General features: G+C 67.6%; 23 protein-coding genes, 1 tRNA gene and 1 other RNA gene. 6 read left to right on the top strand and 19 right to left on the bottom strand.

Going from position 1 to position 26,490, the window contains the following annotated elements:
- Positions 1–2: 2 nt before the first annotated feature.
- The 6 genes from topA to ABIB15_RS09955 all read right to left on the bottom strand — a co-directional run bounded on the left by topA (position 3) and on the right by ABIB15_RS09955 (position 6,091).
- Entirely contained in the window at positions 3–2,948 is a 2,946-nt protein-coding gene (topA, locus tag ABIB15_RS09980; RefSeq protein ID WP_354477709.1) for a type I DNA topoisomerase, read from the bottom strand.
- Positions 2,949–3,105: 157 nt separating this feature from the next.
- Positions 3,106–3,468, bottom strand: a complete 363-nt coding sequence (locus ABIB15_RS09975) for an Rv3654c family TadE-like protein (protein WP_354477706.1) — start codon at positions 3,466–3,468, stop codon at positions 3,106–3,108.
- The gene (locus ABIB15_RS09970; protein WP_354477703.1) at positions 3,455–3,805 is read right to left on the bottom strand and encodes a TadE family type IV pilus minor pilin; all 351 of its coding nucleotides are present in this window, start codon (positions 3,803–3,805) and stop codon (positions 3,455–3,457) included. Before ABIB15_RS09970 ends, ABIB15_RS09975 begins: the two co-directional genes overlap by 14 nt.
- A complete protein-coding gene (locus ABIB15_RS09965) occupies positions 3,802–4,005 on the bottom strand; it encodes a DUF4244 domain-containing protein (protein ID WP_354477700.1) in 204 nt (67 codons plus the stop codon). The genes ABIB15_RS09970 and ABIB15_RS09965 overlap by 4 nt, the downstream gene beginning before the upstream one ends.
- Positions 4,006–4,128: 123 nt before the next feature.
- Entirely contained in the window at positions 4,129–5,055 is a 927-nt protein-coding gene (locus ABIB15_RS09960; RefSeq protein ID WP_354477697.1) for a type II secretion system F family protein, read from the bottom strand.
- A complete protein-coding gene (locus ABIB15_RS09955) occupies positions 5,048–6,091 on the bottom strand; it encodes a TadA family conjugal transfer-associated ATPase (protein WP_354477694.1) in 1,044 nt (347 codons plus the stop codon). Before ABIB15_RS09955 ends, ABIB15_RS09960 begins: the two co-directional genes overlap by 8 nt.
- 344 nt (positions 6,092–6,435) lie before the next feature.
- Between ABIB15_RS09955 and acs the strand changes: the two genes are divergently transcribed.
- Entirely contained in the window at positions 6,436–8,400 is a 1,965-nt protein-coding gene (acs, locus tag ABIB15_RS09950; protein ID WP_354477691.1) for an acetate--CoA ligase, read from the top strand.
- Positions 8,401–8,468: 68 nt separating this feature from the next.
- Here the strand turns inward: acs and ABIB15_RS09945 are convergent, their stop codons facing one another.
- Both ABIB15_RS09945 and sp36 read right to left on the bottom strand, forming a co-directional pair.
- Positions 8,469–8,930, bottom strand: coding sequence for a RidA family protein (locus ABIB15_RS09945; RefSeq protein ID WP_354477688.1), 462 nt, complete (start codon positions 8,928–8,930; stop codon positions 8,469–8,471).
- Positions 8,930–9,091 carry a Sp36 family protein gene (sp36, locus tag ABIB15_RS09940; RefSeq protein WP_354477685.1) on the bottom strand — a complete coding sequence of 54 codons (162 nt, stop codon included), beginning with the start codon at positions 9,089–9,091 and terminating at the stop codon, positions 8,930–8,932. Before sp36 ends, ABIB15_RS09945 begins: the two co-directional genes overlap by 1 nt.
- Positions 9,092–9,142: 51 nt before the next feature.
- Between sp36 and ABIB15_RS09935 the strand changes: the two genes are divergently transcribed.
- The 3 genes from ABIB15_RS09935 to ABIB15_RS09925 all read left to right on the top strand — a co-directional run bounded on the left by ABIB15_RS09935 (position 9,143) and on the right by ABIB15_RS09925 (position 12,769).
- Positions 9,143–11,695 (top strand): transglycosylase domain-containing protein, encoded by a 2,553-nt coding sequence (locus ABIB15_RS09935; protein ID WP_354477682.1) that lies wholly within the window; start codon positions 9,143–9,145, stop codon positions 11,693–11,695.
- Complete coding sequence (locus ABIB15_RS09930; RefSeq protein ID WP_354477679.1) at positions 11,695–12,660, top strand: metallophosphoesterase; 966 nt, start codon at positions 11,695–11,697, stop codon at positions 12,658–12,660. The genes ABIB15_RS09935 and ABIB15_RS09930 overlap by 1 nt, the downstream gene beginning before the upstream one ends.
- Before the next feature lie 35 nt (positions 12,661–12,695).
- Positions 12,696–12,769: transfer RNA gene (locus ABIB15_RS09925), tRNA-Pro, on the top strand.
- A gap of 67 nt (positions 12,770–12,836) precedes the next feature.
- On the opposite strand, the gene ABIB15_RS09920 is transcribed toward ABIB15_RS09925, so the two are convergent.
- The 10 genes from ABIB15_RS09920 to ABIB15_RS09875 all read right to left on the bottom strand — a co-directional run bounded on the left by ABIB15_RS09920 (position 12,837) and on the right by ABIB15_RS09875 (position 24,226).
- Positions 12,837–13,502: a thymidine kinase gene (locus ABIB15_RS09920; RefSeq protein ID WP_354477676.1), complete on the bottom strand. Its 666-nt coding sequence runs from the start codon at positions 13,500–13,502 to the stop codon at positions 12,837–12,839.
- Positions 13,502–14,164, bottom strand: a complete 663-nt coding sequence (locus ABIB15_RS09915; protein ID WP_354477673.1) for a response regulator transcription factor — start codon at positions 14,162–14,164, stop codon at positions 13,502–13,504. Before ABIB15_RS09915 ends, ABIB15_RS09920 begins: the two co-directional genes overlap by 1 nt.
- Positions 14,151–15,296 carry a hypothetical protein gene (locus tag ABIB15_RS09910; RefSeq protein WP_354477670.1) on the bottom strand — a complete coding sequence of 382 codons (1,146 nt, stop codon included), beginning with the start codon at positions 15,294–15,296 and terminating at the stop codon, positions 14,151–14,153. Before ABIB15_RS09910 ends, ABIB15_RS09915 begins: the two co-directional genes overlap by 14 nt.
- Positions 15,293–16,546, bottom strand: coding sequence for a sensor histidine kinase (locus ABIB15_RS09905; RefSeq protein WP_354477667.1), 1,254 nt, complete (start codon positions 16,544–16,546; stop codon positions 15,293–15,295). Before ABIB15_RS09905 ends, ABIB15_RS09910 begins: the two co-directional genes overlap by 4 nt.
- Positions 16,547–16,658: 112 nt before the next feature.
- Entirely contained in the window at positions 16,659–18,134 is a 1,476-nt protein-coding gene (locus ABIB15_RS09900; RefSeq protein WP_354477664.1) for a malate:quinone oxidoreductase, read from the bottom strand.
- 23 nt (positions 18,135–18,157) lie between these two features.
- Entirely contained in the window at positions 18,158–18,847 is a 690-nt protein-coding gene (locus ABIB15_RS09895) for an SGNH/GDSL hydrolase family protein (RefSeq protein WP_354477661.1), read from the bottom strand.
- A 41-nt stretch (positions 18,848–18,888) separates the two neighbouring features.
- Positions 18,889–19,941, bottom strand: a complete 1,053-nt coding sequence (locus ABIB15_RS09890; RefSeq protein WP_354477658.1) for an aspartate-semialdehyde dehydrogenase — start codon at positions 19,939–19,941, stop codon at positions 18,889–18,891.
- The gene (locus ABIB15_RS09885) at positions 19,938–21,203 is read right to left on the bottom strand and encodes an aspartate kinase (RefSeq protein WP_354477655.1); all 1,266 of its coding nucleotides are present in this window, start codon (positions 21,201–21,203) and stop codon (positions 19,938–19,940) included. Before ABIB15_RS09885 ends, ABIB15_RS09890 begins: the two co-directional genes overlap by 4 nt.
- Before the next feature lie 50 nt (positions 21,204–21,253).
- Positions 21,254–21,853 carry a recombination mediator RecR gene (gene recR / locus ABIB15_RS09880; protein ID WP_354477652.1) on the bottom strand — a complete coding sequence of 200 codons (600 nt, stop codon included), beginning with the start codon at positions 21,851–21,853 and terminating at the stop codon, positions 21,254–21,256.
- Between the two features lie 3 nt (positions 21,854–21,856).
- Positions 21,857–24,226: a DNA polymerase III subunit gamma and tau gene (locus tag ABIB15_RS09875; protein ID WP_354477648.1), complete on the bottom strand. Its 2,370-nt coding sequence runs from the start codon at positions 24,224–24,226 to the stop codon at positions 21,857–21,859.
- Between the two features lie 366 nt (positions 24,227–24,592).
- Between ABIB15_RS09875 and ABIB15_RS09870 the strand changes: the two genes are divergently transcribed.
- Entirely contained in the window at positions 24,593–25,465 is an 873-nt protein-coding gene (locus ABIB15_RS09870; RefSeq protein WP_354477646.1) for a putative endonuclease domain-containing protein, read from the top strand.
- 185 nt (positions 25,466–25,650) lie between these two features.
- Here the strand turns inward: ABIB15_RS09870 and ffs are convergent.
- Positions 25,651–25,747, bottom strand: an RNA gene (gene ffs / locus ABIB15_RS09865) — signal recognition particle sRNA small type.
- Positions 25,748–25,775: 28 nt separating this feature from the next.
- Between ffs and ABIB15_RS09860 the strand changes: the two genes are divergently transcribed.
- On the top strand, positions 25,776–26,444 hold the full coding sequence (locus ABIB15_RS09860) for an SDR family oxidoreductase (RefSeq protein WP_354477643.1): 669 nt from the start codon (positions 25,776–25,778) through the stop codon (positions 26,442–26,444).
- The last annotated feature ends 46 nt before the right edge of the window (positions 26,445–26,490 follow it).

The raw sequence follows: 26,490 nt of genomic DNA, 5'->3' as shown, positions 1-26,490 counted from the left end.
GGCTACTCGGTGGCCAGCTTCTTGGTTGCGGGTAGCCCGGTCTTCGGCGCGGCAGGCTTGCGGGCCGCTGGCGTCTTCGCCGACGGGGCCGTGGTGGCCGCCGCCTTCGTCGCAGCGGTCTTCGTCGCAGCCGACTTCGCTACTGGCTTCTTCGCTGCTGGCTTCCTCGCTGCGGGCTTCTTCGCCGCGGGCTTCTTCGCCGCGGGCTTCTTCGCCGCCGTCTTCTTGACGACGGGTCCCTTGGCTCGCTTGTCGGCCAGCAGCTGGATCGCGCGCTCGAAGTCGACCTCCTCGACCGTCTCGCCTCGCGGGATCGTCGCGTTGGTGACGCCGTCGGTCACGTAGGCGCCGAAGCGTCCGTCCTTGATCCGGATCGGCTTGCCGCTCTCGGGGTCGGCGTCGAACTCCTTGAGCGCGCTCGACGCCTTGCGGGCGCCGTACTTCGGCTGCGCGTAGAGCTCGAGCGCTCCGGGCAGGTCGATCTCGAAGATCTGGTCTTCCTCGGTCAGCGAGCGCGTGTCGGCACCCTTCTTGAGGTACGGCCCGAACTTGCCGTTCTGGGCGAGGATGTCGTCGCCGGTCTCGGGGTCCTGGCCGACGACGCGCGGCAGCGAGAGCAGCCTGAGCGCCGTCTCGAGGTCGATCGTCGCGAGGTCCATCGACTTGAAGATGGATGCCGTGCGCGCCTTGACGGCGACGGGCTTCTTCGCGGCGGGCTTGCGCTTGGGCCGTGCGGCGGAGACCTCGCCGGTCGACGCGTCAACCACCTCGGCCTCCGGCTCGGCGGGCGCTTCCGGCTCCGGCTCGAGCTCGGTGATGTACGGTCCGAACCGGCCATCCTTCGCGACCACCTTCTTGCCCGTCTCCGGGTTCACGCCGATGACGCGGTCGACGACCACGGGAGCGTCGACGAGTTCGCGCGCCTTGTCGGCGGTGAGCTCGTCGGGGGCGAGGCCCTGCGGAAGGTTGACCCGCCGCGGCGCCTGGGCGGTCCCGTCCGCGGCATCCGGCTCGTCGGACGCGACCTCGAGGTACGGCCCGTACTTGCCGATGCGCAAAGTGATCTCGTCGGTGAGGGCCATCGAGTTGATGGTCTTCGCGTCGATGTCGCCGAGGTTGTCGACGACGTTGCGCAGGCCACGGTGCTTGTCGCTGCCGAAGTAGAAGCTCGTCAGCCAGGCGACGCGGTCGGCCTCACCGTCGGCGATGCGGTCGAGGTCGTTCTCCATCTCCGCCGTGAAGTCGTATTCGACGAGGTCGCCGAAGAATTCCTCGAGCAGCCGCACCACCGAGAAGGCGACCCAGTTCGGCACCAGCGACTGGCCGCGCGGGGTGACGTAGCCGCGGTCGATGATCGTGGAGATGATCGACGCGTAGGTCGACGGCCGGCCGATGCCGAGCTCCTCGAGCTTCTTGACGAGGCTCGCCTCGGTGTAGCGGGGCGGGGCGCTCGTCTCGTGGCCCTTGGCCTCGACCTCCGCGATCGTGAGCTGCTGGCCGGCGGTGAGCGGCGGCAGCTTCGCCTCGGCGGCCTCCGGTGCCTCGTTGCGCTCCTCGTCCTTGCCCTCCTCATAGGCGTGCATGAACCCGCGGAAGGTGATGACGGTGCCGCTGGCGGTGAACTCGGCGACGGTCGGCCCGGTTCCGGGGAACGCCTCGAGCGTCTCGGTGACGGTTGCTGCGATGACGACGGATGCCGTGGCGCCCTTCGCGTCGGCCATCTGCGACGCCACGGTGCGCTTCCAGATCAGGTCGTAGAGCTTCCAATCGTTGCCGCGAAGCGTTCCCTGCAGCTCCGCCGGGGTGCGGAAGGTGTCTCCGGCGGGGCGGATCGCCTCGTGGGCTTCCTGCGCGTTCTTGTTCTTGCCCGCGTACATGCGCGGCTTGTCCGGCACGGTCTCGGGGCCATAGAGCGAGGCTGCCTGCGAGCGGGCCGCGTCGATCGCCTGCTGGGAGAGGTTCGGCGAGTCCGTTCGCATGTAGGTGATGTGGCCGTTTTCGTACAGTCCCTGTGCCACGCTCATCGTCTGGCGCGCCGTGAAGCGCAGCTTGCGCGCGGCCTCCTGCTGCAGGGTGGACGTCGTGAACGGTGCCGCCGGGCGACGCGTGTAGGGCTTGGAGTCGACCGAGGCGACCGAGACGGTCACATCGCTCCGGCGCAAGGCGGAGGCGAGGGACTCTGCGGCGACGGAGTCGAGCACCCGCACGTCGGACTTGAGCCTGCCGAGGTCGTCGAAGTCCTTGCCCTGGGCGATGCGAGCGCCATTGACGCGGGCGAGGCGCGATTCGAAGCCGGACTGGCCCTTCTCGGTGGCCATGCGGGCGGCGAGGTCCCAGTAGCTCGCGGCCGTGAACGCGAGGCGTTCGCGCTCGCGGTCGACGACAAGGCGGGTCGCGGCGGACTGCACACGGCCCGCAGACAGCCCGGGACCGACCTTGCGCCAGAGCACGGGCGAGATCTCGAAGCCGTAGAGGCGGTCGAGGATGCGCCGGGTCTCCTGCGCGTCGACGAGTGCGGTGTCGATGTCGCGGGTGTTCTCGCGGGCGCGCTCGATGGCCTCCTTGGTGATCTCGTGGAAGACCATGCGCTTGACCGGAACCTTGGGCTTGAGCTCCTGCAGCAGGTGCCACGCGATGGCCTCGCCCTCGCGGTCCTCATCAGTTGCGAGGTAGAGCTCGTCGGCATTCTTCAGCGCTCGTCGCAGGTCGGCGACGGTCTTCTTCTTCTGGTCGGAGACCACGTAGTACGGCTCGAAGCCGTTCTCGACATCGACGGAGAACTTGCCGAGCGAGCCCTTCTTGAGCTCCGGCGGCAGATTCTTCGGCTCGATGAGGTCGCGGATGTGACCAACCGAGGCCTGGACCTCGTAACCATCTCCGAGATACTGGGCGATCGTCTTGGCCTTCGCGGGCGACTCGACGATGACCAGCTTCTTCGTGACTGGCACGGAACTCCTCTATTGATGCAGATGGTGATGGGCGCGGGGGAAGGGTCCCTCGCACGACGATGTGTGTGTGGCGGCGTTCGCATCCGACCGGATGCCGGATGAAGCCCCGACACGCACACCATACACACTCAAACGGCCAGCCCACCCATTTCGTTCCCTACTGTGGCGCGGGACCCGCCGTCGCGGTAGCGCCGACATCGAAGCCCGCTGCCGTGACGGCCACCCGAACCGTCACGATCACGCCATCGACCTGACACGCGCGCAGCTTGGTCTCGTTGGCGGTCGCCACCTCCCCCGCGCGTTCGCACGGTGGGCCGGCAATGATGCCCACCGCGGCGTCGGCCGCGGCGAGCGCGGCTGCGTCGGCGGCACCGGCGGCGGCCACCTTCGCCTGGAGCACGAGCGACAGCGGAGCGAGTGCCGCGAAGGTCACGACGGCCCCCGCGATCACGGCCACCGCCATGATCGACCCGGCACCGCGCTCGCTCCGTGCCGGGCGCGCGGTCTCAGAACCCGCCATCGAGTGCACAGCTCCTCGCCTCGAGCCGCACCGCGGCGAACAGACCGCGGGGCGCACCGGAGGCGCTCAGCAGCACACACGACAGATCGCCAGTGGTCTGCGCGCGCAACACCGCCCCCGGCACGAGGGTGGCGAGATGCCACTGCGCGGCCGGCACCCCTTCTCCTCTGGCGATGACCCGCGCCGTGTCGGCCGCCGCGTCCTGCAATTGCAGCTGGCGGCTCGACACCTGCGCCGCCGACAGGCCGAGGCCGAGTAACAGCAGCACCGCCGGCATCAGCACCGCGAACTCGGTGCTCACGCTGCCGCGCTCTCCGCGGACGGCCCGCTCGCTCATCCGGCGAACGTGAGCGCGCGCTGGACGAGGTCGGTGAGGATGCCGCGCACCTCGGCGCTGCGCAGGATCACCACCAGCAGCCCCGCGAATCCCACCGCGGCCATTGTCGCGATCGCGTACTCGGCCGTCGCGGCTCCGCGATCCTCGCAGCGGGCGCGCGCCATCAGGGCCGTGAATCGGCTGTCCACTCGGTTCTCCATCGGGTTCTTCCTCTCCTATTGGGGCTTCGACCCAGCCTCGCCCGCCCGGCGCCTCGAATGACCGGAATGGTGCGCCCCGTGCACAGCGGCGGGTCGGCTGCGCCTGTGAGCGGCCAGACGCGGTCACAACACGCCGATGGTGGAGGAGACGACGGAGATGAGCAGCGGCACCACCCCGAGCAGCAGGAACGCAGGCAGAACGCACACCCCGAGCGGGATCATGAGCGTGACGGCGAGTGTTGCAGCTCGGCGGTCTCCGGCACTTCGTGCGATCCGCCTCGCCTCGTCGGCCTCACTCCGCAGCAGCGCGGCGGCCGGCACACCCGCGCGGCGGGAGAGGTCGAGAACTTCGCCGAGAACGGCGCGCGACCCGTCGTCGGCGAGCCCGCATCGGGTTTGCACCGCATCGACGAGCGCGAGCGCACGCGGAATGGAGCTCCCGCCGGAGACCGCGATGGCCACGAGATCGAGGCCGAGGCCCGGCGTCACCAGTCGCGGCGCAGCGGACGCGACCAGCCGGGAAGTCCAGAATCGCGCGGCCACCATGAGAGCGAGGCCGGTAATCAGGCAGACGAGGCCCGGCGCCGTGCTGACGAGGATGGTGATGGTGTCGAACCCGAGCGCCACCCCGAACAGCAGCCCGACGAGCGGCAGCCCCAGCACCAGGCGCGCTGTCGCCCTCGGCCCGGCGAGCGTGCTCTGCAGCTCTCGATGCACCTGGGCGAGGGAGCGCAGCGAGTTCGATAAGGAGTGCAGCGTCGGTGCGAGCGGCGCACCGGCATCCGTCGCCACCTGCCAGGCCGCGGCGAGCCCCCTCCAGGCGGACGCCTCCCCGGGCCCGCCGTCGTCGATCGCGTCGACGATCGCATCGCACACCGGCCGGCCGCTGGCCGCCGCGTCGGCAACCGACGCGAGCAGGCGACCGGTGCGCCCCCGCGGCTGATCGGCGAGATAGCGCCAACTCGCCGCCGGGGCGACCCCGCCCTCGAGCAGCACCGCCAGGCGCTGGGCGACGGAGGCAACCGGATCGAGTTCCGCGAGCTCACGCACGGCCGTGCACCGGGACGGTGCGCAGTCGCTGGCGCCCGTCGAGCTCGAACCTGCCCATCTGGGCGATCCGCCGGGAGCCGTCCCCGCGCCGTTCGAGGTGGAGCACAGCGTGGATCGCGCTGACTGTCTGCCGGGCGATCGCCTCGGGCCCGAGCCCTGCGAGCGCGCCCAGCGCCTCCATCCGCGCCGGCACGCCGGCGAGCGAGTTGGCATGAAGCGTTCCCGCACCGCCGTCGTGCCCCGTGTTGAGCGCCGCAAGAAGTTCGCGCACCTCGGCTCCGCGGCACTCGCCGAGCACGAGCCGGTCGGGCCGCATTCGCAGGGCCTCCCGGACGAGGCGCTCGAGGCCGATCGCGCCAGCCCCCTCGAGGTTGGCCTGCCTTGCCTCGAGCGAGACGAAGTGCGGGTGGTCGACAGCCAGCTCGGCGACATCCTCGATCGCGATGATCCTGTCCCGGGGGTCGGCGAGCGCGAGCAGCGCCGACAGGGCCGTCGTCTTGCCGCTTCCGCCGGCTCCGGTGAGGAGGATATTTCGCCGCCGGGACAGCAGCCGCCGCACCTCGCCGATGGGCACGATTGCGAAGAAGCCCTCCCTCTCGAGCTGGTCGACGCTGACACGCGTGACGCGGGGCAGCCGGATCGACAGCAGAGTGCCGGTCGGCGACACCGGGGGCAGAACGGCGTGGATCCGGATGCCGTCGTGCAGGCGCACGTCGACGCAGGGCGTGGCCTCGTCGATGTGGCGGCCGCCGGCCGCGATGAGCCGCACGGCGAGCGCGCGCACCTGGCGCTCGTCGAGGTCGGGGTCGGGTTGCAGCAGCGCTCCACTGCCCCGATCGACGAACAGCCGACCCGCGCCGTTGACGAACACGTCGGTGACCTGAGGATCGGCGACGAGGCGGCCGAGGCGGCCGAACTCCGCGAGTTCCGCCGCGCCCAGCCGGTCGTGCGCGTGCTGGGCACCCGGGTGATGGCTGGCCGGATGCTGGGCGACGAATGGCTCGTCCGGCGTGGACCTGCTCGAGCCTCGGGGCATCCGTCGAGCCTGCCGCGTCCGGTGCTCCGCGCGCCGAACCCGCTGCCATCTGTGGGTTAAATGAGAGGGGCGGCACCTGTTGGGGGGAACCGGTGCCGCCACAGTGACGCGGGATTGGGGGGAATCACTTGCGCCACCAGTCGAACGAATTCGACGAATTTAGTGTAGCCCACGAAGCCCTCCATGCAAGTGGGAATTTTCGCGGTTGATCGGATGCCTTCCGCGGGGCAGTATCGGCGCTGCACACGCCGGCGCGACGGGGTCGCAACCCCCCGCCAACTAGGATCGCACCACGTGGCCCGGAACCCCGTGCCCAGCGCCGTGTGATCGAAGAGGATCAGTCCATGCCCAGTAATTCCATCGACAGCCTGCTGCACGAGGAACGTCGCTTTCCGCCGAGCGAGAGCTTCACGAGCCAGGCTGTTGCCTCCCAGTCCATCTACGACGAGGCCTCCGCAGACCGCCTCGGCTTCTGGGCGAACCAGGCGAGAACGCTTCTGCACTGGCACAGGGATTTCACCGAGACGCTGGACTGGTCGAACCCTCCATTCGCCAAGTGGTTCGCAGACGGAAAGATCAACGTCGCCTACAACTGCCTCGACCGGCATGTCGAGGCAGGCAACGGCGAGCGCATCGCGATCCACTGGGAGGGCGAGCCCGGCGACAGCCGCTCAATCACGTACGCGGAGCTGACCGGCGAGGTCAAGCGTGCCGCCAACGTGCTGCTGTCTCTCGGCATCGGCCAGGGTGATCGAGTCGCGATCTACCTCCCGATGATCCCCGAGGCGGTCATCGCAATGCTCGCCGTCGCGCGTATCGGCGCCGTGCACACCGTGATCTTCGGCGGGTTCAGCTCAGAGAGCCTGCGCTCAAGAATCGACGACGCGAGCGCCAAGCTTGTCATCACCGCCGACGGCGGGTGGCGCAAGGGCAAGGTCTTCTCCCTCAAGGGCGCGGTCGATGGAGCCCTCGCGGGCAAGAAGAGCACCGTCGGGAACGTGCTCGTGGTGCGCCGCGGCGAGAACGTCGTCGACTGGGTCGACGGCCGTGATCACTGGTGGCACGAGGAGCTCGCCTCGGCCGACGCCGAACACGAGGCCGAGGCGTTCGAGGCGGAGAACCCGCTCTTCATCCTCTACACGTCGGGAACGACCGGAAAGCCGAAGGGGATCCTGCACACCAGCGGCGGCTACCTGACCCAGGTCGCATCGACCCACAAGAATGTGTTCGACCTGCATCCGGAGTCCGACGTCTACTGGTGCACCGCCGACGTCGGCTGGATCACCGGTCACAGCTACGTGGTTTACGGTCCGCTCGCGAACGGCGCCACCCAGGTGCTCTACGAGGGCACCCCCGACACCCCGCATCCGGGCCGCTGGTGGGAGATCATCCAGAAGTATGGCGTCAGTATCTTCTACACCGCGCCCACCGCGATCCGGTCGTTCATGAAGATTGGGCGCGAGGTGCCGAACGCCTTCGACCTCACCTCGCTGCGCGTTCTCGGCTCGGTCGGCGAACCGATCAACCCCGAAGCGTGGGTCTGGTACCGCGACATCATCGGCGGCGGCACTGCTCCGGTGGTCGACACCTGGTGGCAGACCGAGACCGGCGCGATCATGATCTCGGGGCTGCCCGGCGTCACGACGCTGAAGCCGGGATCGGCGCAGGTGCCGATCCCCGGAATCAAGATCGACATCCTCGGCGAGGACGGCACGCGGGTCGACCCACCCAACGGTGGACTGCTCGTCGTCTCGGAGCCGTGGCCGTCGATGCTGCGGGGCATCTGGGGCGACCCCGAGCGATTCCAGGAGACCTACTGGGACCGTTTCAAGGCCCTCAGCGGGACGAAGTACTTCGCCGGCGACGGGGCGCATGTCGATTCCGACGGCGACATCTGGCTGCTCGGCCGCGTGGACGACGTCATGAACATCTCCGGGCACCGGCTCTCGACGGCGGAGATCGAGTCGGCCCTCGTGTCGCACAAGATAGTGGCGGAGGCCGCTGTCGTCGGAGCCGCCGACGAGGCGACAGGGCAGGCCGTCGTCGCGTTCGTGATCCTGAAATCCAAGCAGGCAAAGAAGCAGACCACCGACGAGGCCGTGGCGATGCTGCGCAGCCACGTCGCGGAGCAGATCGGCGCGATCGCGCGTCCGAAGCAGATCTTCATCGTGAACGAGCTGCCGAAGACCCGCTCCGGCAAGATCATGCGCCGCTTGCTTCAGGATGTTGCGGAGGGCCGCGAAATCGGCGACACCACCACTCTCGCAGACACGTCGGTGATGCAGATCATCACCGACAAGATGAAGTAGCGGGCGAGAAAGGAAGAGGGCCCCGACCTCAGCGGTCGGGGCCTTTTTTCATTTCTGAATCGGGCCGATCAGGCGAATTCGATGATGAATTCGACCTCGACGGGCGAGTCAAGCGGAAGCACCGCGACGCCGACGGCGCTGCGCGCGTGGCGCCCCGCATCGCCGAAGATGTCGCCGAGAAGCTCCGAAGCCCCGTTGATGACGCCCGGCTGGCCGGTGAACGCCGGATCGGATGCCACGAAACCGACGACCTTGACGATGCGGGTCACACGGTCGAGCGACCCGATCACTGAGCGCACCGCGGCGAGCCCGTTGAGCACGCAGATCGCGGCGAGCTCCTGTGCTCGCTCCGGTGCCACGGATGCGCCGACCTTTCCCGTCTCCGGGAGCGCTCCGGCGACGAACGGCAGCTGGCCCGACGTGTAGACGAGGTGCCCACTCACGACCGCGGGCACGTAGGCGGCCACGGGAGTGGCGACCTCCGGAATCGTGAGGCCGAGCTCCGCGAGGCGATCATCGAGCACCGACATCAGGAATTCTCCTTTTTTTCACGCTTGAGGTAGGCGACAAGGCCGCCCTCCGGGCCGTTGACGACCTGCACGAGTTCCCACCCGTCGGACCCCCAGTTGTTGAGGATCGCGGCGGTGTTGTGGATCATGAGGGGGGTTGTCAGATACTCCCAAGTTGGCATCGAAGTGTCCATTCAGATTGAAATAGGGGCGTATGACTTACCCTTGATCATATGGCTGCCCAAAATTTGAAACCCGTTGGTGTCTTTGGCGCGATCCTCGGCTTTCTCGGTTTCAGCGCTCTCGCGGGGGTGCTCGTCACCGCCATGGTCACGCCAGCCATCGCCGTGACGAGCATGACCGCGAACAACACCGTCGGTATTTTCGAGGATCTGCCCGACTACATGGTCATCAACCAGCAGTCGCAGCGGAACACGCTGTGGGCGTTGCAGGCGGGCCAGCAGGTGCCATTCGCCCAGATCTACGACCAGAACCGCGAGGAAGTCGCGTGGGACGAGGTGTCGCAGTTCGTTAAGGACGCCGCAATCGCGGGCGAGGACGAGCGTTTCTACGAGCACGGCGGGGTGGACCTTGCTGGGATAGTTCGGGCCGCGATCAACAACGTCACGTCGAGCTCGACGCAGGGCGCGTCGACGCTGTCGCAGCAGCTCGTCAAGAACCTCCTCATCCAGGAGGCCCTCACCTACGACACGGAGGAGAAGCGGCAGGCCGGCATCGCCGCCGCGCAGGCGTCGACCATCGACCGCAAGCTCAAGGAGGCGAAGCTGGCGATCGGCCTCGAGAAGCGGTACACCAAGGACGAGATCCTGCTTGCCTACCTCAACATCGCCGGCTTCGGAGGCAACACCTACGGCATCGAGTCTGCCGCGCAGCAGTACTACTCGACAACCGCGAAGGACCTGACCGCGGCCCAGGCGGCGAGCCTCCTCGGAATCGTGCAGGCTCCACCGTCACGGCGCCCCGACATTGCAGAAAATCGCGAGCGCAATCAAGTCCGGCGCGACGCGATCCTGGGCAACATGGTCGAACAGGACATGCTCACCAAGGAGCAGTACGACGAGGCAATCTCGACGCCGGTCGACGACACCACGGTCCTCGTCAGTCCACCCCGGAACGGCTGTCTCTCCGCGTCCGGCGCGAAGCACTTCTGCGACTACGTCGTGCGCAACGTCAAGAACCTCGAAGCCCTCGGCACGACCGAAGATGAGCGCTACCAGAATTGGAAGCGGGGCGGATACGACATCTACACGACTGTCGACCTCGACCAGCAGGCGCATGCGGAACAGGTGCTCGCCACGCAGACGCCGGCCGATGAGACGAGGTTCGAGCTTGGTGCCGCCATCTCGACCGTCGAGGTCGGGACCGGGCGAATCGTCATCATGGCCCAGAACAAGTCGTACGATAACTCCGGCGAGGGCGGTGGCCCCACGACCACGGCGGTCAACTTCAACACCGACAGGGAGTACGGGCAGTCGTCCGGGTTCCAGACCGGCTCAACCTACAAGCTGTTCACACTCGTCAACTGGCTGCAGAACGGTCGCGGCCTGCGCGAGGTCGTCGACGGTAACGTGAAGGGGTACTCTTCCTTTCCCGCGAACTGCGAGGGCGGCACGATGAAGCTCGCCGAGCCGTACAAGCCGAATAACTTCACCAGGACCAGCGCCGGCCGCGTCTCGGTCCAGACCGCGACGAACCAGTCGATCAACGCGGCATTCATCGATATGGCGTCGAAGCTCGACCTCTGCGACATCCGCGAAACGGCGAAGTCGATGGGCGTTCACCGCGCGGATGGGAACGAACTGCTCATTTACCCCAGCGCTATTCTCGGCACCAACGAGATCGCGCCCCTCACGATGGCGAACGCCTATGCGACGGTCGCGAGCGGCGGTATCCTCTGCCAGCCGATCGCGGTCGACAAGGTCGTCGACGCCAACGGCACTGAGCTCGTGGGGCAGACCCAGAAGTGCAACCAGGCCATCTCACCGGAGGTCGCCGCCGCCGCCGCCGCCGCCCTGAAGGGCGTCATGAACAGCGGGGGGACCGGCTCCGCCTCAAACCCGGGGGACGGCACAGTGGTACTCGGAAAAACTGGGACAACTGACGACTCGCTGCAGACGTGGGTCACGTCGGCGAGCACCCGGGTCGCCAGCGCCGTCTGGGTCGGGAATATCGTCGGCCAACAGGTCATCTCACGCGTGGACCTCGCCAGCGGCAACGCGAACTCTGCACGTCACCGCATCATGAAGCCCGTGCAAACCGCGCTCGATGGCTCTCCGCTATACGCCACAACAGCCGATTTCCCTGAACCGCCCCCTGAGCTCATCCGCGGCTCGACCCAGTCCGTGCCCAACGTGGCCGGCCAGAGCATCGATCAGGCGCGCAGCGTGATCCAGAGCCTCGGCCTGGCTTTCGCTGATGGCGGAACGATCGCGTCGGAGATTGCCGCCGGACGCGTCGCGTCGACTGACCCCGGCTCGGGTGCACTTGTGTCCAAGGGGACCCTGGTGCGCGTATTCACGAGCGACGGCAGCCTGTCCGCGACCGTGCCGAACGTCGTCGGCACGCAGGTGAAGGACGCACTCAAGACGCTGGGGGATGAGGGGTTCACCTCGGTCTCGGTGAAATGGACGCCGAGCGTTCCACCGGACAAGTGCGAGGTGGTCGCGAGCGACCCGACCGGCGGCACACCCACGTCGAAATCCACGGCGGTGACGCTTACCGTGAACGGTGGCGTGATTGTGCCTGGCGAAGATCCCGACTGCTAGTGACGAACTCGAGCCGCGCCGGGGCCGCGCTGGCGACGGCGGCCGCTCTCGGTCTGGGTGCCCTCGCCTGGGGTGCCCTCGTCGAGCGCAACGCCTTCAGCATCAGGAGGGAGACCCTCCCGCTGCTGGCGCCCGGAGCCCGACCGCTCACGCTGCTGCACCTCTCCGACATCCACATGGCGCCGTGGCAGCGGGCCAAGCAGGACTGGATTCGCTCGCTCGCGATCTTCGAGCCGGACCTCATCGTCAACACGGGTGACAACCTCGGCCATCAGGACGGGCTCGTCGGGCTCGAGTATGCGCTCGAGCCGTTCCGCAACGTGCCCGGGGTCTACGTGCACGGATCCAACGACTACGTCGGGCCCGAGGCGAAGAACCCCCTCGGCTACCTCACGGGGCCGTCGAAGAGCGCACGGGGCACGAAGCCGAACCTCGACACGGCCGCGCTCGAGGCGTTCTTCGACGGGCTTGGCTGGCTGGGCCTCAACAACACCGCGCGCGCGATGTCGATCAAGGGTGCGCGCCTCGAGTTCATGGGCGTCAACGATCCCCATGCCGGCTTCGACAGGCTCGACAAGCTGCCCGGTGCACTGGACGAGCTGCGCGAGAACGTCGGTTGGCTCGACGAGCGGGACGGTCCTGACGTGGTCTCGATCGCCCTCGCCCACGCGCCCTACCGCCGCGTGCTCAATTCCCTCGTGACGAACGGAGCCGACGTGATCTTCTCCGGTCACACCCACGGCGGCCAGGTGTGCGTGCCCGGATACGGGGCGCTCGTGACCAATTGCGACATTCCCAGGGAGCAGGTTCGCGGTCTCAGCCTGTGGCATCACGCGCTCAGGGCCGCGTACCTGAACGTCTCCGCCGGGCTCGGAACCTCGATTTACGCCCCCGTTCGGTTCGCCTGCAAGCCCGAAGCCGTGCTGGTGACTTTGACGGGCGACGATTTCAGCTATTCTGGTTGAGTAGTCGAACGGGCCGTCGGTTTGTTCGGGTTGATCGGGGTGTGGCGCAGCTTGGTAGCGCGCTTCGTTCGGGACGAAGAGGTCGTGGGTTCAAATCCCGCTACCCCGACATATGACTCAGGGCCGCACAGTGTGCGGCCCTGAGTTCGTTAACCCGGCCGGGGTGCGCGGGGCGATCAGGCGAAGTCGGCGTCGGGGGCCGACCCGTAGCTGAAGTCGGCCCGGGGACGGCGCCCGCTGTTGAGCACTCCCCCGCTCTCCTCGAGGTAGCAGGCGCCACAGAGCGACTCATACGCGACGTCCACTCCGTCGATCGCGACCTGGTCTCCGTCGAAGACGAACACTCCGTCGATGGTGCGCGCGTTGAACACAGCCTTACGGCCGCAGCGGCAGATGGTCTTCAACTCCTCGAGGGAGTGGGCGATCTCGAGCAGCCTTCGGCTGCCAGGGAACGCGACCGTCTGGAAGTCGGTGCGGATGCCGTAGGCAAGCACGGGGACCCCCTCGCGAATCGCGATACGCAGGAGGTCGTCCACTTGCGACTCCGTGAGGAACTGGGCCTCGTCGACGAGGAGACAACTCACGTCGAGCCCCGTGCTGGACCGAACCTGCTCCCGCTGGGCAGTGAAGGCCCTGTAGGCGTCCTCTCCGGGCGAGAGCACGAAGTTGACCGGGCGACTCACCCCGAGCCGGGAGACGATCGCTGAATCGCCCTTGGTGTCGATCTGGGGTTTGGCCAGAAGCACCTGCTGGCCGCGCTCCTCGTAGTTGAACGCCGCCTGGAGCATCGCCGTGCTCTTGCCGCTGTTCATCGCGCCATACCGAAAATAGAGCTTCGCCATCAGAGCAGGTATCCGTCCTCGGCAGCACGGCGGATGAGGTCCGCCTTCTTCCCCGCCGGTCGATTCACCTTGGCGTATTTCTCACGCACCCGGCGAATGTAGGTTTTCGCGGTCTCATACTGCACGTTCATCTCACGCGCGACCTCGGTCGTGCTCGAGCCCGACGCGTACAGCCTAAGCGCTTCAGTTTCCCCGGCACTGAGCTTGGGGCGCGGGTAGGAGGTCGCCCCGCTCGGCAGCGGCCGCCAGTCCCTCGGCGGCTGTGAGTCCCGCGGGGCGCCCATCACGGCACGCACCTCGTCCATGATCTCGACCATCGGGAGCGACTTCGACAGGAACGCGGATGCCCCGGCATCCAGCGCCCGCTGCCGCGCCTCGCGGGTATCGAGGCTCGAAATCACGACGACCTTCGCCCCGGCCGCACGGCACGTGCGCACTCGCGCTTCGATCGAGATGTGCTCCCGCAGCTGGAAGTCGATGAGCACGAGTTCGGTCGGAAAGTTGTCGCTGTGCACGAGGTCGAGCCAGGACGCCGCACTGAGCGCCAGATCGAAGTCGGTCGCGTTGACCTTGATCCAACTGCTCATGGTGTCGAGCAGCATCTCGTGGTCGTCGAGGATCGCGAGCCGGATCCGCCGGCTCGTCGTCTCACGAATGCTCATAGGTGAATCTCACAATCAGGTCAGGAGGGTGGGTCTGGATGCTGACGGAGTCGAATGCGACTCGCATGACCGAATGAATCGGGGCATACCGGGTTCGCAGGGCGTGGTCTGCGGAGACGATGGGAACCGTGAGGGTGCCGACGCACAGCCGGCCGTGCCGGGAGAGCACGATCGAGAAGCCCTCGGCGACCTTGCGGTCGGCGGCGAGCGCGACGACGTGGGCGCGCAGCGCGGTGCGCTGCGCCGTCGTCATCATGGAGGCGAGGAAGTGGGGATCGTCGACCGCGATCAGCGCGCGCCCGGGGCGGCCGGCCTGCTGCACCACGACCTCGAGCCAGGTGCGGTCGGCGTCGGCGACCATCACGCTGCGGATTGCGGTGGCGATATACCGTGCCCGGGCGCGGTCGACGTCAGTGATCGTCTCGCGACCGAGCAGGTCGCCGAAGAAGGGCACGACATCGCGGTTGAGGATCGTCACGCGATCCTGCTGCACCGAGCGGGCTATCCCCACCCGCACCTCGTCGGCGAGCGCTTCCGCGACGACATCCGCCCGCCGGTGCCAACGCTGGAGCGCCTCGACCGTGCGCTGAGAGTACATCGCCGCCCCGTAACAGAGCGCGACGACACCGATCACCGCGACGACCGCGACGGCCAGCGGCGGCGAGGTTGTCCGGGCAACGACAGCGTGGGCGAATGTCACGGCGCCCATGACGAGGGCCGATGCGCTACCTCCGGCGATGAGTTCGCGTGCGGGGCGGTACGGGGCCACCGCGACCATCAGGATGCCGAGGCTGAGCGGTGCCCACTGGTCCCTGCTGAAGTCGTCGGTCGACCAGCTCGACCAGCTCGCCAGTAAAAAGCTTGCGACCACCAGAGCGTGCACCATCAGGTGGATGCCGGCGGTGAACACCCCGTGCCCTTCGCCCGATGCGTAGACGACGAGCGCGCAGGCGATCGCGAGCACCATGAGGGCCCCGAGCGCGGGAGCCGTCTCGCCGCCCCGCGACAGCGCGAGCAAGGAGAAGGCGATCGCCCAGAGATAGGCGATGACAACCAGAACGATGGTGAGGAAGTGGGCGCCGAGGGTACCCGCGGGGTCCAGCCGTTGGGCGGTGACCTCCGCGCCGGTCACCGGGCACTCCCCGAGGCAATCGGACGGGCGGATGAGGCCGGTCCGACAGGCAGGCGGATCACGATCGAGGTTCCACGCCCCGCCGTCGACCAGACCTGCACTGTTCCACCGACGGCTTCGATGCGCTGGTGCACCGACGTCCTGAGACCGAGCCGATCTGGCCCGATCGCGTCGGTGTCGAACCCGCATCCGGTGTCGACGACCATGACGAGCACTTCGTCATCGGCACCGTAGATGACGACTTCGGCATCGGAGCTTCCCGAATGCCTGAGCACGTTGACGAGGCACTGCTTGACCGCGAGAGCGAGCTCGCGCGACTTCTCGCCTTCGAGCCGCAGGAGGACCGTCGTGTCGCCGGTGGTATCGACCTCGAGGCCCATCGCTCGCGCCTCGCACACAGTCCGGGAGAGGTCGCTGTCGTGCCAATCGGTGTCGTTGCTCGCGTCGGCACGAGGCGCCTCCGTCAGCCATTCCTCGCCCACGAGCAGCGCCAGGTCCCGCCTGATCTGCTCCCGCAGCAGCGGGTCGAGCTCCCCCGGGGACGACTCCGCGATGACGGACATGTGGTTGAGCACGGTGTCGTGCAGGAGGGCGGCGGCCCTCAGCTCCATGCGGTGGCGGAGCGCGGCGACAAGTTCCTCCTTCGCCGCGCGGTAGAGCAGCGGCTGCATCCGCCTCGCTCCGCTCTGCCCGATCCACGAGCCGACCAGCACCATAGCCGTGATGAGGTACGCGGCGATCGAGATCTCGTCGAGCGCGAACTGCTGAGACGTCTGCACGATTGCGGCAAACGACGCGAGCTCGGCGACGAGAAATCCGCTGGTTGCCCAACGCAGCGCGGCAGGCGCGCCGATACCAGCCCCGCCGACGAGCATCAGCGCGATCTTGGGCAGCGCCACGGTGATCGAATCAGCGAAGCTTTCGAGTTCGATCTGGCTCGCAAAGGTCAGGCTGTACCAGTAGACCGATGCTCCGCCGATGATGAGGTAGGAGACCGAGAAGAAGTTGGTCGGGGTTCGGTCGAGGAGGTACAGCATTACGAGCACGGGTACGAGCGCGAGTACTGCTGGCCAGAAGATCAGGTTCGGCCACTCCAGCTGGAACGCGAGGGAGACGATCATCGCACCGACAAGGCAGACGACCGCGGTCACGTGGATGGCGCTGATGAACGAGCGGCTCACCGCTCGCGGCGTCAGGTGCGGCGGGAGACCGAGCGACATCCGCCCCAATACGTCCGAACTCACCGCCATCCAACCAAACTAGCCGACGGGCGTTTCTCGATCTGTACCCCGTTGTGGGAGGCGCGGACGCTCAGCTGGTGGGATACCGAGGCATCCTGTGCCCCGTTTCGCCACGTCCGACTCAGGTGATCGCGAGTGCCTTCTTCGTCGACGCGATGGTCTTCTTCGCGAGCGCCGCGTTCTCGGCGAGGGCCTTGCCGTAGCTCGGGATCATCTTTTTGATCGTCGGCGTCCAGCCCGCGATGTGCTCGGGGAAGCAGCGCTCGAGAACGGTGAGCATGATCGGCACCGCGGTCGACGCGCCGGGGGAGGCCCCGAGAAGACCGGCGATCGTGCCGTCGGCCGAGGTGACCACCTCGGTGCCGAACTGGAGAACGCCGCCCTTATTGTCATCCTTCTTGATGACCTGCACGCGCTGACCCGCCGTGATCTCGTACCAGTCCGCTGGCTTGGCGTTCGGCATGAACTCGGTGAGCGCCGCGAACTTCGTGCGGCGGCTGGCGAGCACCTGCTTGACGAGGTACCAGGTGAGGTCGAGATTGTCGCGCCCGACCGCGAGCATCGGCAGGAGGTTGTGCGGACGCACCGAGGCGATCAGGTCAAGCCAGGAGCCCGTTTTGAGGAACTTCGGGCTGAACCCGGCGTACGGACCAAACATGAGGCTCGCCTCGCCGTCGACAATGCGCGTGTCGAGGTGCGGCACCGACATCGGCGGCGAGCCGACGGCGGCCTTGCCGTAGGCCTTGGCCTGATGCCGGGCGACGAGGTCGGGGTTGTCGGTGCGCAGGAACTGCCCGCTGACGGGGAATCCGCCGAAGCCGCGCGCCTCGGGGATCCCGGACTTCTGCAGCAGTCGGAGCGCACCGCCGCCGGCCCCGACGAACACGAACCGCGCCGAGACATCCAGGCGGGTCATTCCGACCTCCTCCTTGAGGCGGATGCGCCACGAGCCGTCCTGCTGCTGCTTGAGCCCTGTCACGGTGTGCTCGGTGCGGAGGTCGGCGCCGTTGTCGGTGATGTAGTCAAACAGTCCGTTGGTGAGCGCGCCGAAGTCGATGTCGGTGCCGGAGTCGATCTTCGTTGCGGCGATCTTTTCCGACTTCAGCCGGCCGGCGATCATTGCGGGCGCCCATGTGCGGATGACCGCGGCGTCTTCGCTGTACTCCATTCCCGCGAAGAGCGGGTGGTCCTTGAGCGCCTCGAACCGCTTGCGCAGGTAGGCGACGTTCGCCTCACCCCAGACGAAACTCATGTGCGGGACGGGGTTGATGAACGCCTGCGGGTCGGGCAGGAGCCCCTTCGCCACGAGGTGGGCCCAGAACTGACGGGAGATCTGGAACTGCTCGTTGACCTTTACCGCACTCGAGATCTCGATCGTGCCGTCGGGCTTCTCGGGAGTGTAGTTGAGCTCGCAGAGCGCGGAGTGACCGGTTCCGGCGTTGTTCCACGGGTTCGACGACTCTCTGGCGACATCGCTGAGGCGTTCGAAGATCGTGATCGTCCAGTCGGGCTGCAGCTGCTTGATGAGGGCGCCGAGGGTGGCGCTCATGACACCGCCGCCAATGAGGGCGACGTCGATCGGGGCTTGGGTGCTCACGAGTCCAGTTTATGCGTGGCCGGTCACAGCCCGAGCGCCTCGAGCTCGAGGTCCATCCGCCGCGCCATCTCGAGGTAGCCGTCGTCGTTCGGATGCAGGCCGTCCGCGGCCATCCATTCGGGGTGCCCCTCGATCCACCGCGATGCCCCCGCGATGTAGTCTGCGCCGATGGCGGTCGCGGCGGACTGCACCCAGCTGATGATCACCTCGACCGAGCGCGGGCGCTCGTCGGTGTACCAGAACGGCTCGACGACAACGAACCGGGCGTCGGGGAGCGCTGCGGACAGGCGGGACAGGTCGTCGCTGATCTGCGCCTTGATGTCCTGCGCAGCGAAATCGTATGAGAAGTTGTCATTGAGGCCCATCGTCACGAAGACGATGTCGGGCTTCGCCGTGATAATCAGGTCGGGGAGGTCGCCAGCACCGAAGCGGTCGCGATTGTTGATGAACCCGAGCCCGTTGACGCTCGGGTTGAACTCCTGCCACCCCCGGTCGCGGGAGATCTGGGTCGACCAGCGCCGCGCGTCGTCGCTCGCTCCCGTTCCGAGCGTGTAGGAGTCGCCGTAGAAGGCCACAAGGGGGCCGACCCCCGCGCTCGGCGCGGGGACGATCGCCGAATGCCGGCTCGAGCCGCCGAGAACCACGATGACCCCAATCAGAGCGACAATCAGTGCCCCAACGAGCGAGGCGAGAAGTAATCGGCGCTTGTGCATGACTTTACTTCGTCACGGGCGTCCGTAGCGATCGGAAATCGTCAGGACCCGGCGACCTTCGACGCCACGAGCTCTGCGATCTGCACGGCGTTGAGAGCCGCGCCTTTGCGGAGGTTGTCATTGCTGATGAACAGCGCGAGGCCGCGCCCGTCCGGAACTCCTGGGTCCTGGCGGATGCGCCCCACGAAGCTCGGGTCCTTGCCCGCAGCATGCAGCGGGGTCGGAATCTCGCTCAGCTCGACGCCGGGAGCGCCCGCGAGCAGCTCTGTCGCGCGGGCGACCGACAGGGCGGAGGCGAACTCCGCGTTGATCGAGAGCGAGTGCCCGGTGAACACGGGGACGCGAACACAGGTTCCACTCACGAGCAGCTCCGGCAGCTCGAGGATCTTCCGGCTCTCGTTGCGGAGCTTCTTCTCTTCGTCGGTCTCGTACTCACCGTCATCGACGATCGAGCCGGCGAGAGGGATCACGTCGAACGCGATCGTGCGCGGGAACTTGACCGGCCCGGGAAACTCGACGGCAGATCCGTCGTGGACGAGCGCCATCGCATCCTGGGCCACAGCGGCCCGGGCCTGCTGAAGCAGCTCCTCTCCCCCGGCGAGCCCTGCGCCGGAGACAGCCTGGTAGGTGCTCACGATGAGCCGCTGAAGCCCGGCCTCCTCGTGCAGAACCTTGAGCACTGGCATCGCGGCCATGGTCGTGCAGTTAGGGTTCGCGATAATTCCCTTGGTCGCCTGGGCGATTGCGTGCGGGTTCACCTCGCTCACGACGAGCGGCACATCGGGGTCCATGCGGAACCCGGAGGAGTTGTCGATCACGAGAACGCCGGCGGCCGCGAACCGTGGCGCCTGCGCCTTGGAGGTTGTGGCCCCGGCCGAGAAAATCGCAATGTCGAGACCTGCGGGGTCGGCCGTCTCGGCGTCTTCGACGACGATCTCGGCGCCACGCCACGGCAGCGTGGTTCCGGCGGACCGCGACGACGCGAAGTAGCGGATCTCCGCCACCGGGAAGTCGCGCTCGTCGAGTAGCTGCCGCACGACCGCGCCGACCTGCCCGGTCGCGCCGACCACGCCGATGCGCACACCCGTGCTCATCGCCCGGTCCCGCCGTGAACGAGCGCGACGTCGTCGGTGTCGAGGTCGAAAGCGCTGTGCACGACCCGCACCGCCTCGTTGATGGTGTCGGCGCGAGTGACGACTGAGATGCGGATCTCGCTCGTGGAGATCATCTCGATGTTGATGCCCGCCTCGAACAGCGCGGTGAAGAGCTTGGCCGAGACTCCGGCGTTGGTGCGCATGCCCGCGCCGACAAGGGCGAGCTTGCCGATCTGGTCGTCGTACTGCAGCGAGTCGAACCCGACCTCGTCCTTGCGGCTCTCCAGCACGTGGAGCACCTTCGCGCCCTCGAGCTTGGGCAACGTGAAGGAGATGTCGGCGAGGCCGGTGGCGGCGCTCGACACGTTCTGCACGATCATGTCGATGTTGGCATCGGTGGATGCCACGATCGTGAAGATCTGGGCGGCCTTGCCGGGAATGTCGGGGACTCCGACGACTGTGATCTTGGCCTCGCTGAGGTCCGCCGCGATACCGGCGATGATCGGCTGTTCCATCGTTTCTCCATCCTGGGGATTGACTACGAGCGTGCCCTCGTTGTTGTTGAAGGAGGATCGCACGTGAAGCGTGACGCCATGGCGGCGGGCATATTCCACCGCGCGAATATACAGCACCTTCGCGCCGGCGGCGGCGAGTTCGAGCATCTCCTCGCTCGTGATGCGATCGATCTTCCGAGCGGACGGCACGACGCGGGGGTCGGCCGTGAAGATCCCGTCGACGTCGGTGTAGATCTCGCAGACATCGGCGCCGAGCGCGGCGGCGAGGGCGACGGCGGTCGTGTCCGATCCGCCCCGTCCGAGAGTGGTGATGTCGCCGGTCCCCCGGTTGAAGCCCTGGAAGCCGGCGACGATCGCGACGGCGCCGATATCGAGCGCTTCGCGGACCCGGCCCGGGGTGACGTCGACGATGCGCGCGCTGCCATGCCTCGCATCCGTGATCATGCCAGCCTGGCTGCCCGTGTAGCTGCGCGCATCGACCCCGAGCCCCTTGATCGCCATGGCGAGCAGCGCCATCGAGATGCGCTCGCCCGCGGTGAGCAGCATGTCGAGTTCGCGCCCGGCCGGCAGTGGCGAGACGCTCTCGGCCAGGTCGAGCAGTTCGTCGGTGGTGTCGCCCATCGCGGACACGACCACGACGACGTCGTTTCCGGCCTTCCGGGTCTGCACGATACGCTTTGCGACTCGCTTGATACCTTCGGCATTCGCGACGGAGGATCCGCCGTACTTCTGCACGATCAAGCTCACGTCTACTCCAGGGGGTGTGGTGCGGTGGTCGAATGAATCAAGATTCGATTCTAGTGTTCGACGACGCGGCGTCCTTCGAACGCTCGGCCGAGCGTTACCTCATCGGCATACTCGAGGTCGCCACCCACCGGAAGGCCGGAGGCGAGCCGCGTGACTCGCAGCCCCAGGTGCATGAGCAACCGCGACAGGTAGGTCGCCGTTGCCTCACCCTCGAGGTTCGGGTCGGTGGCGATGATCACTTCGGTGACGGTTCCATCGGAGAGGCGGGTCATGAGTTGCTTGATGCGCAGGTCATCGGGGCCGATGCCGTCGATCGGCGAGATCGCGCCGCCGAGCACGTGGTACAGGCCGCGGAACTCCCGGGTGCGCTCGATCGCAACTACGTCTTTGGCCTCCTCGACCACGCAGATCGTGGCCGGCGACCGGCGGGGATCCCGGCAGATGCCGCAGGTCTCCTGCTCGGTGACGTTGCCGCAGATTGCGCAGAACCGAACCTTCTCCTTGACCTCCATGAGGATTTCGGCAAGTCGGGTGACGTCGAAGGTCTCGGTCTGCAGGATATGGAACGCAATGCGCTGCGCCGACTTGGGTCCGACTCCCGGCAGCCTGCCGAGCTCGTCGATCAGTTCCTGGACGATGCCTTCATACATGAACTAGTCGATTCTCGGGGTGACACGGGGCGCGACAGCCTGCTCCTCGATGAAGCTCGCGCCGAGGATCTCGCGCACGACCGACTCGCCGTAGCGCGCCTTGTCGATTGCTGCCGCGCGCGCGACCGTCGCGGCCGGTGGGGCCGAAACGGATGCCGGGGGCTGCGGGGGCTGCTGGGGCTGCTGTTTCCCCTGCGGCGGTCGGGAACCGACGAGCGGCGACGAGTAGTCCGGCTCGAATTCTGGCTCCGGCTCGCGGTCCGCCTCCTCGACGGGCTCGACGTCGGGCGGGTTCCCGTCCGTTGACACCGGCCGCGATGGCGCCCGGGTCGGGGCGGGCGGGGCAGACCGCACGGTCGGCTGGGCCGCGGGCGGCGTCGTCTTCTCGGCGACGGGTGCGCTCGCGGGGGTGTCGATCGGTGAGGAGTCTGGAACGGCGACCGTCGCCCACGTCGTCGTCGGTTGCGCCTTCGGGGCGGGCGTCTGCGCCTGGGACGCGTTGGTGGCCGTGGCCCGGGGCGGGCTCTGCTGGGCGGAGTTGTTCTGCACTGGGATCTGCTCGGCGACGCTCGGCTCCACTGCGCCTTGCTCGGCGACGCTCGGCTGCACTGGCGTGACGATCGCCGGGTCGGCCGACCCGGGTGCGGCGGGCTCGCTGACGGGCGCGGCGAGAGTCGACGGAACGGACTTTGCGTGTGCGGCGGCATCCACCCTCGCCACGAACTTGACGCGGATGCCGAGCACCTCGACGATCGCGCGGCGCAGGAACTCGCTCACACCTTGGCCGACGCCCTGCTGGTGCTTGAAGCTGCCGACATCGTTCTCGCTCACGAAGGAAAGGACCAGAACGTCGTCTCTCAGGTCGACGACGTGGGTGTTGAAGACGACCATCCAGGCCGTGCGCTTGGCCTTCTGCACGGCGTCGAGAATCTCGGGCCAGGCGTCCTTGACCTGTCCGAGGGTGACGGGTGCGGCTGCTGCGAGCTCCGCGGGGGTGGCAGCGGGTGCCGAGGGGGTGGCAGCGGGTGCGGCAGCGGGTGCCGAGGGGGTGGCAGCGGGTGCGGCAGCGGGTGCGGCAGCGGGTGCCGAGGGGGCAGCAGCGGGTGCCGCGGGGGCGGCGGGCGGCGCGACTCGTGCGGCTGCCGGCTGGGGCGAGACACGAACGGTGGGGGCGCCGGGCGCCTCGACTCCGGCATCCGTTTCAACGCCGACACGGCGCTCGAGGCGCTCGACCCGGGCGAGGGCGCCGCGGTTGGTCGCGTCGCTCGCGGGGATCAGCACACGAGCGATCATGAGTTCCAGGTGCAGTCGTGGCGAGGTGGCGCCGGTCATCTCGGTGAGCGCGGCGTTGACGACGTCGGCGGCGCGGCTGAGCTCAGCCGTGCCGAACATCTGCGCCTGCTGGGCCATGTGGTCGAGCTCGTCCTGAGGAATTCCGCGCAGCACAGCCGCCGCGCCCTCGGTCGATCCGGAGTAGGCGCTCACGACGATCAGGTCTCGTAGGCGCTCGAGCAGGTCCTCGACGAAGCGGCGCGGGTCCTGACCGGTCTGGATCACGCGGTCGACCGCGCCAAAGGCCGACGAGGCGTTGCGTTCCCCGAGCGCGTCGACGACATCGCTCAGCAGCGCGCCGTGCGTGTAGCCGAGCAGGGCGACGGCGCGCTCGTACTGCACGCTCGAGCCCTCGGAGCCAGCGATGAGCTGGTCGAGCAGCGACAGCGTGTCGCGCACGCTTCCCCCTCCGGCGCGCACGACGAGCGGCAACACGCCGGACTCGACCGCGACGTTCTCGCTCTCGCTCAGCTGGTGCACGTATTCGAGCATCTGCGCGGGCGGCACGAGCCGGAACGGGTAGTGATGGGTGCGCGATCGGATCGTTCCGATGACCTTGTCCGGCTCCGTCGTCGCGAAGATGAACTTCACGTGCTCCGGCGGCTCCTCGACGATCTTGAGCAGCGCATTGAATCCGCCCGAGGTCACCATGTGCGCCTCGTCGAGGATGAATATCTTGTAGCGGTCGCGGGACGGGGCGAAGATCGCGCGTTCACGCAGGTCGCGGGCGTCGTCGACGCCACCGTGGCTCGCGGCGTCGATCTCGACGACGTCCATCGATCCTGAGCCATCGCGGCTCAGTTCGACGCAGCTCGGGCAGACTCCGCACGGGGTGTCGGTCGGGCCCTCGACGCAGTTGAGGCAGCGGGCGAGGATGCGCGCGGAGGTGGTCTTTCCGCATCCGCGGGGCCCACTGAACAGATAGGCATGATTGACCCGGTCGTTGCGCAGGGCGGTGCGCAGCGGATCGGTCACCTGAGACTGGCCGATGAGTTCGGCAAAGGTCTCCGGACGATACCGGCGGTAAAGAGCTGTGGCCACCCGTCCAGAGTAGTCGCGACCACTGGCGCTGAACTGCGGCGGCAGCTTAACGCGGGAAAGCCGGTGGCTCGGGTGGCGACGGCTGAAACTCGGCGCTCTGGCGCCGCACCCGCACCGTACCCGTACCCGTACCCGTACCCGCACGCACACCAGCGCGAGCCGCAGCTAACGCAGGAGAATCTGCGACACGCCTCATCCTGACGCCCCGATTTTCGGCGAGTCTGCTGAAACTCCTCGATTACGTCGTCGGGCGACCTGCTCGCCGAAAGCAAACCACTACTCGTCCCCGGCCAGATCTTTCGTGCGCGATCCCCGGATGTGTCCGCCACCGCCACCCTGCTCCATCCCCGCACTCACCCTCGGGTTATGAATGATGTTCTCTGCGCGCTTGGACACGTGGCGAGCCTCCAGTCCCTGACCTCCCGGGGGATCTCGTCGGGACAGCTGCGACGGTCAGTGACGACCGGACGAATTCAACGGCTTCGCCGCGGCGTCTACGGATGCGGACACCTCGACGAGCGGATCGCTCGGGCTGCCGCGATCGGTGGCGCACTCACGTGCGTGTCGGTGCTCCGCGCCCACGGCGTGTGGGCCGGCCACAGCCTGCGCCTGCACATTCAGCTGCCGCCCACCTCGTCCGCGACGCCCGACCCGACCGCGCGATTCCACTGGGCGCTGCCCCGCTTCGGCCTTCGAATCCCAGGGGAGGCAACACCGCTGCAGTCGCTGTGGCAGGCGCTGCACTGTCTGGACGAGGAGAACGCAATTGCGGCTATGGAGTCAGCGATGTGGACTGGGTTTCTCCGACCGGAACAGATCAGGCAGCTCGCGGTGCACGCTCCTCGGAGGCTGCACGACGGCATCCGGCGCATCGTCGCCAACAGCGGGTCGGGCAACGAGACAATCGTTCGCCTGCGACTTGAACGGGCGGGGTTCACGGTGGTCGCACAGGGCCACGTGCCCGGCATGGGGCACCAGGACCTCGTGGTCGACGACTGCGTCGGGATCGATGTCGACGGACGGGCCTGGCACGAGGGGGATGATCGGTTCGCCACGGACCGGGACCGCGATGTGCAGGCTGAGGGATTGGGGCGTCATTCACTGCGCATCCGCACCGCCCACATCTTCCAGACCTGGCCGCACACGCTCGCGGTGATCGAGCGGGCAGTTGCGGATGCTCGGCGGGACCGCGAGAGACGTCACGGTCGAGTGCTCGTCAAGCTCGGAGATCCGTTCTAGCCGCGACGCGATGGCGCGACACAACCGCAACGCAGGAGAAACTGCGACTCGCCGCGCGAAATCGGTCTTCCCGGAGGCCGGGCGCCGAATCTCCTTCGTCAGTGGGGGAGAGGGCGGTCTGGGCGACGTCGCACTGCACGGGACGGCATCGCACCGCTCCGCCGGCGTTGGCGCGCTACGGCAAGATAAAAGACCCCTCGCGCACCCGCCAGAGCCCGGTTACCCTTGCTACGTTTCCGTCCTGGGGGAGTTGGCCTGGATGGCGCCACGCGAGGAGCCGTCGCCCAGTTTAGTCGTCTACCGTGGGGCGATGCACATCGTCATCGCCGGAGGCCACGGAAAGATCGCCCTACTACTGTCGCGCCTGCTCGCGGATGCAGGCCACACGCCGACGGGACTCATCCGCAATCCGGAGCACGCTGCCGATCTGAGGTCCGCCGGGGCCGATCCGGTGGTACTCGACCTCGAGAAGAGCACACCGGAGGAGATCGCATCCGCGCTCACCGGCGCGAATGCCGTCGTCTTCGCCGCGGGAGCAGGCCCCGACAGCGGGCCGGAGCGCAAGCTCACAGTCGACCGTGACGGCGCAATCCTGCTCGCCGAAGCCTCCGTCGCCGCGGGCGTCGCGCGGTTTGTGATTGTCTCCTCGATCGGCGCCGACGACTATGACCCATCGTCGACCGACGGTATGCAGATCTACCTGAAGGCCAAGAGCGAAGCGGATGCTGCGGTGCGCGCCCTCGACCTGGACTGGACGATCGTGAGGCCGGGTGGCCTCACGAACGACGCGCCCACGGGACTCGTGACCGTCGCCGAGCGAAGCGACCGCTCCTCGATCTCCCGGGCGGACGTCGCCGCGGTCATCGCCAACGTGCTCGAGACCGTCCAGACGATCGGAACGCAGTTCGAGGTCGTCGGGGGGACCACGCCGATCACCGAGGCGCTCGGCAATCTGAGCGGCCCGGTCCACACCGAGTAGGCGCGGCGTGGTGGGCGTTCTCTGCCGCCCCGCTGTTCGAAATTCA

The sequence above is a fragment of the Marisediminicola sp. UYEF4 genome (genome assembly GCF_040546025.1).
GTDB lineage: Bacteria > Actinomycetota > Actinomycetes > Actinomycetales > Microbacteriaceae > Marisediminicola.
Note: the sequence above shows the minus strand (reverse complement) of the source record. Positions and strands in the feature narration are given on the sequence as shown.

Excerpts from the sequence above, each read along its gene's own strand:
- ABIB15_RS09975 (WP_354477706.1), bottom strand. The coding sequence starts at position 3,468 with ATGGCGGGTTCTGAGACCGCGCGCCCGGCACGGAGCGAGCGCGGTGCC.
- ABIB15_RS09970 (WP_354477703.1), bottom strand. The coding sequence starts at position 3,805 with ATGAGCGAGCGGGCCGTCCGCGGAGAGCGCGGCAGCGTGAGCACCGAG.
- ABIB15_RS09965 (WP_354477700.1), bottom strand. The coding sequence starts at position 4,005 with ATGGAGAACCGAGTGGACAGCCGATTCACGGCCCTGATGGCGCGCGCC.
- ABIB15_RS09955 (WP_354477694.1), bottom strand. The coding sequence starts at position 6,091 with ATGCCCCGAGGCTCGAGCAGGTCCACGCCGGACGAGCCATTCGTCGCC.
- acs (WP_354477691.1), top strand. The coding sequence starts at position 6,436 with ATGCCCAGTAATTCCATCGACAGCCTGCTGCACGAGGAACGTCGCTTT.
- ABIB15_RS09945 (WP_354477688.1), bottom strand. The coding sequence starts at position 8,930 with ATGTCGGTGCTCGATGATCGCCTCGCGGAGCTCGGCCTCACGATTCCG.
- sp36 (WP_354477685.1), bottom strand. The coding sequence starts at position 9,091 with ATGCCAACTTGGGAGTATCTGACAACCCCCCTCATGATCCACAACACC.
- ABIB15_RS09935 (WP_354477682.1), top strand. The coding sequence starts at position 9,143 with ATGGCTGCCCAAAATTTGAAACCCGTTGGTGTCTTTGGCGCGATCCTC.
- ABIB15_RS09920 (WP_354477676.1), bottom strand. The coding sequence starts at position 13,502 with ATGGCGAAGCTCTATTTTCGGTATGGCGCGATGAACAGCGGCAAGAGC.
- ABIB15_RS09915 (WP_354477673.1), bottom strand. The coding sequence starts at position 14,164 with ATGAGCATTCGTGAGACGACGAGCCGGCGGATCCGGCTCGCGATCCTC.
- ABIB15_RS09905 (WP_354477667.1), bottom strand. The coding sequence starts at position 16,546 with ATGGCGGTGAGTTCGGACGTATTGGGGCGGATGTCGCTCGGTCTCCCG.
- ABIB15_RS09895 (WP_354477661.1), bottom strand. The coding sequence starts at position 18,847 with ATGCACAAGCGCCGATTACTTCTCGCCTCGCTCGTTGGGGCACTGATT.
- ABIB15_RS09890 (WP_354477658.1), bottom strand. The coding sequence starts at position 19,941 with ATGAGCACGGGTGTGCGCATCGGCGTGGTCGGCGCGACCGGGCAGGTC.
- recR (WP_354477652.1), bottom strand. The coding sequence starts at position 21,853 with ATGTATGAAGGCATCGTCCAGGAACTGATCGACGAGCTCGGCAGGCTG.
- ABIB15_RS09870 (WP_354477646.1), top strand. The coding sequence starts at position 24,593 with ATGAATGATGTTCTCTGCGCGCTTGGACACGTGGCGAGCCTCCAGTCC.
- ABIB15_RS09860 (WP_354477643.1), top strand. The coding sequence starts at position 25,776 with ATGCACATCGTCATCGCCGGAGGCCACGGAAAGATCGCCCTACTACTG.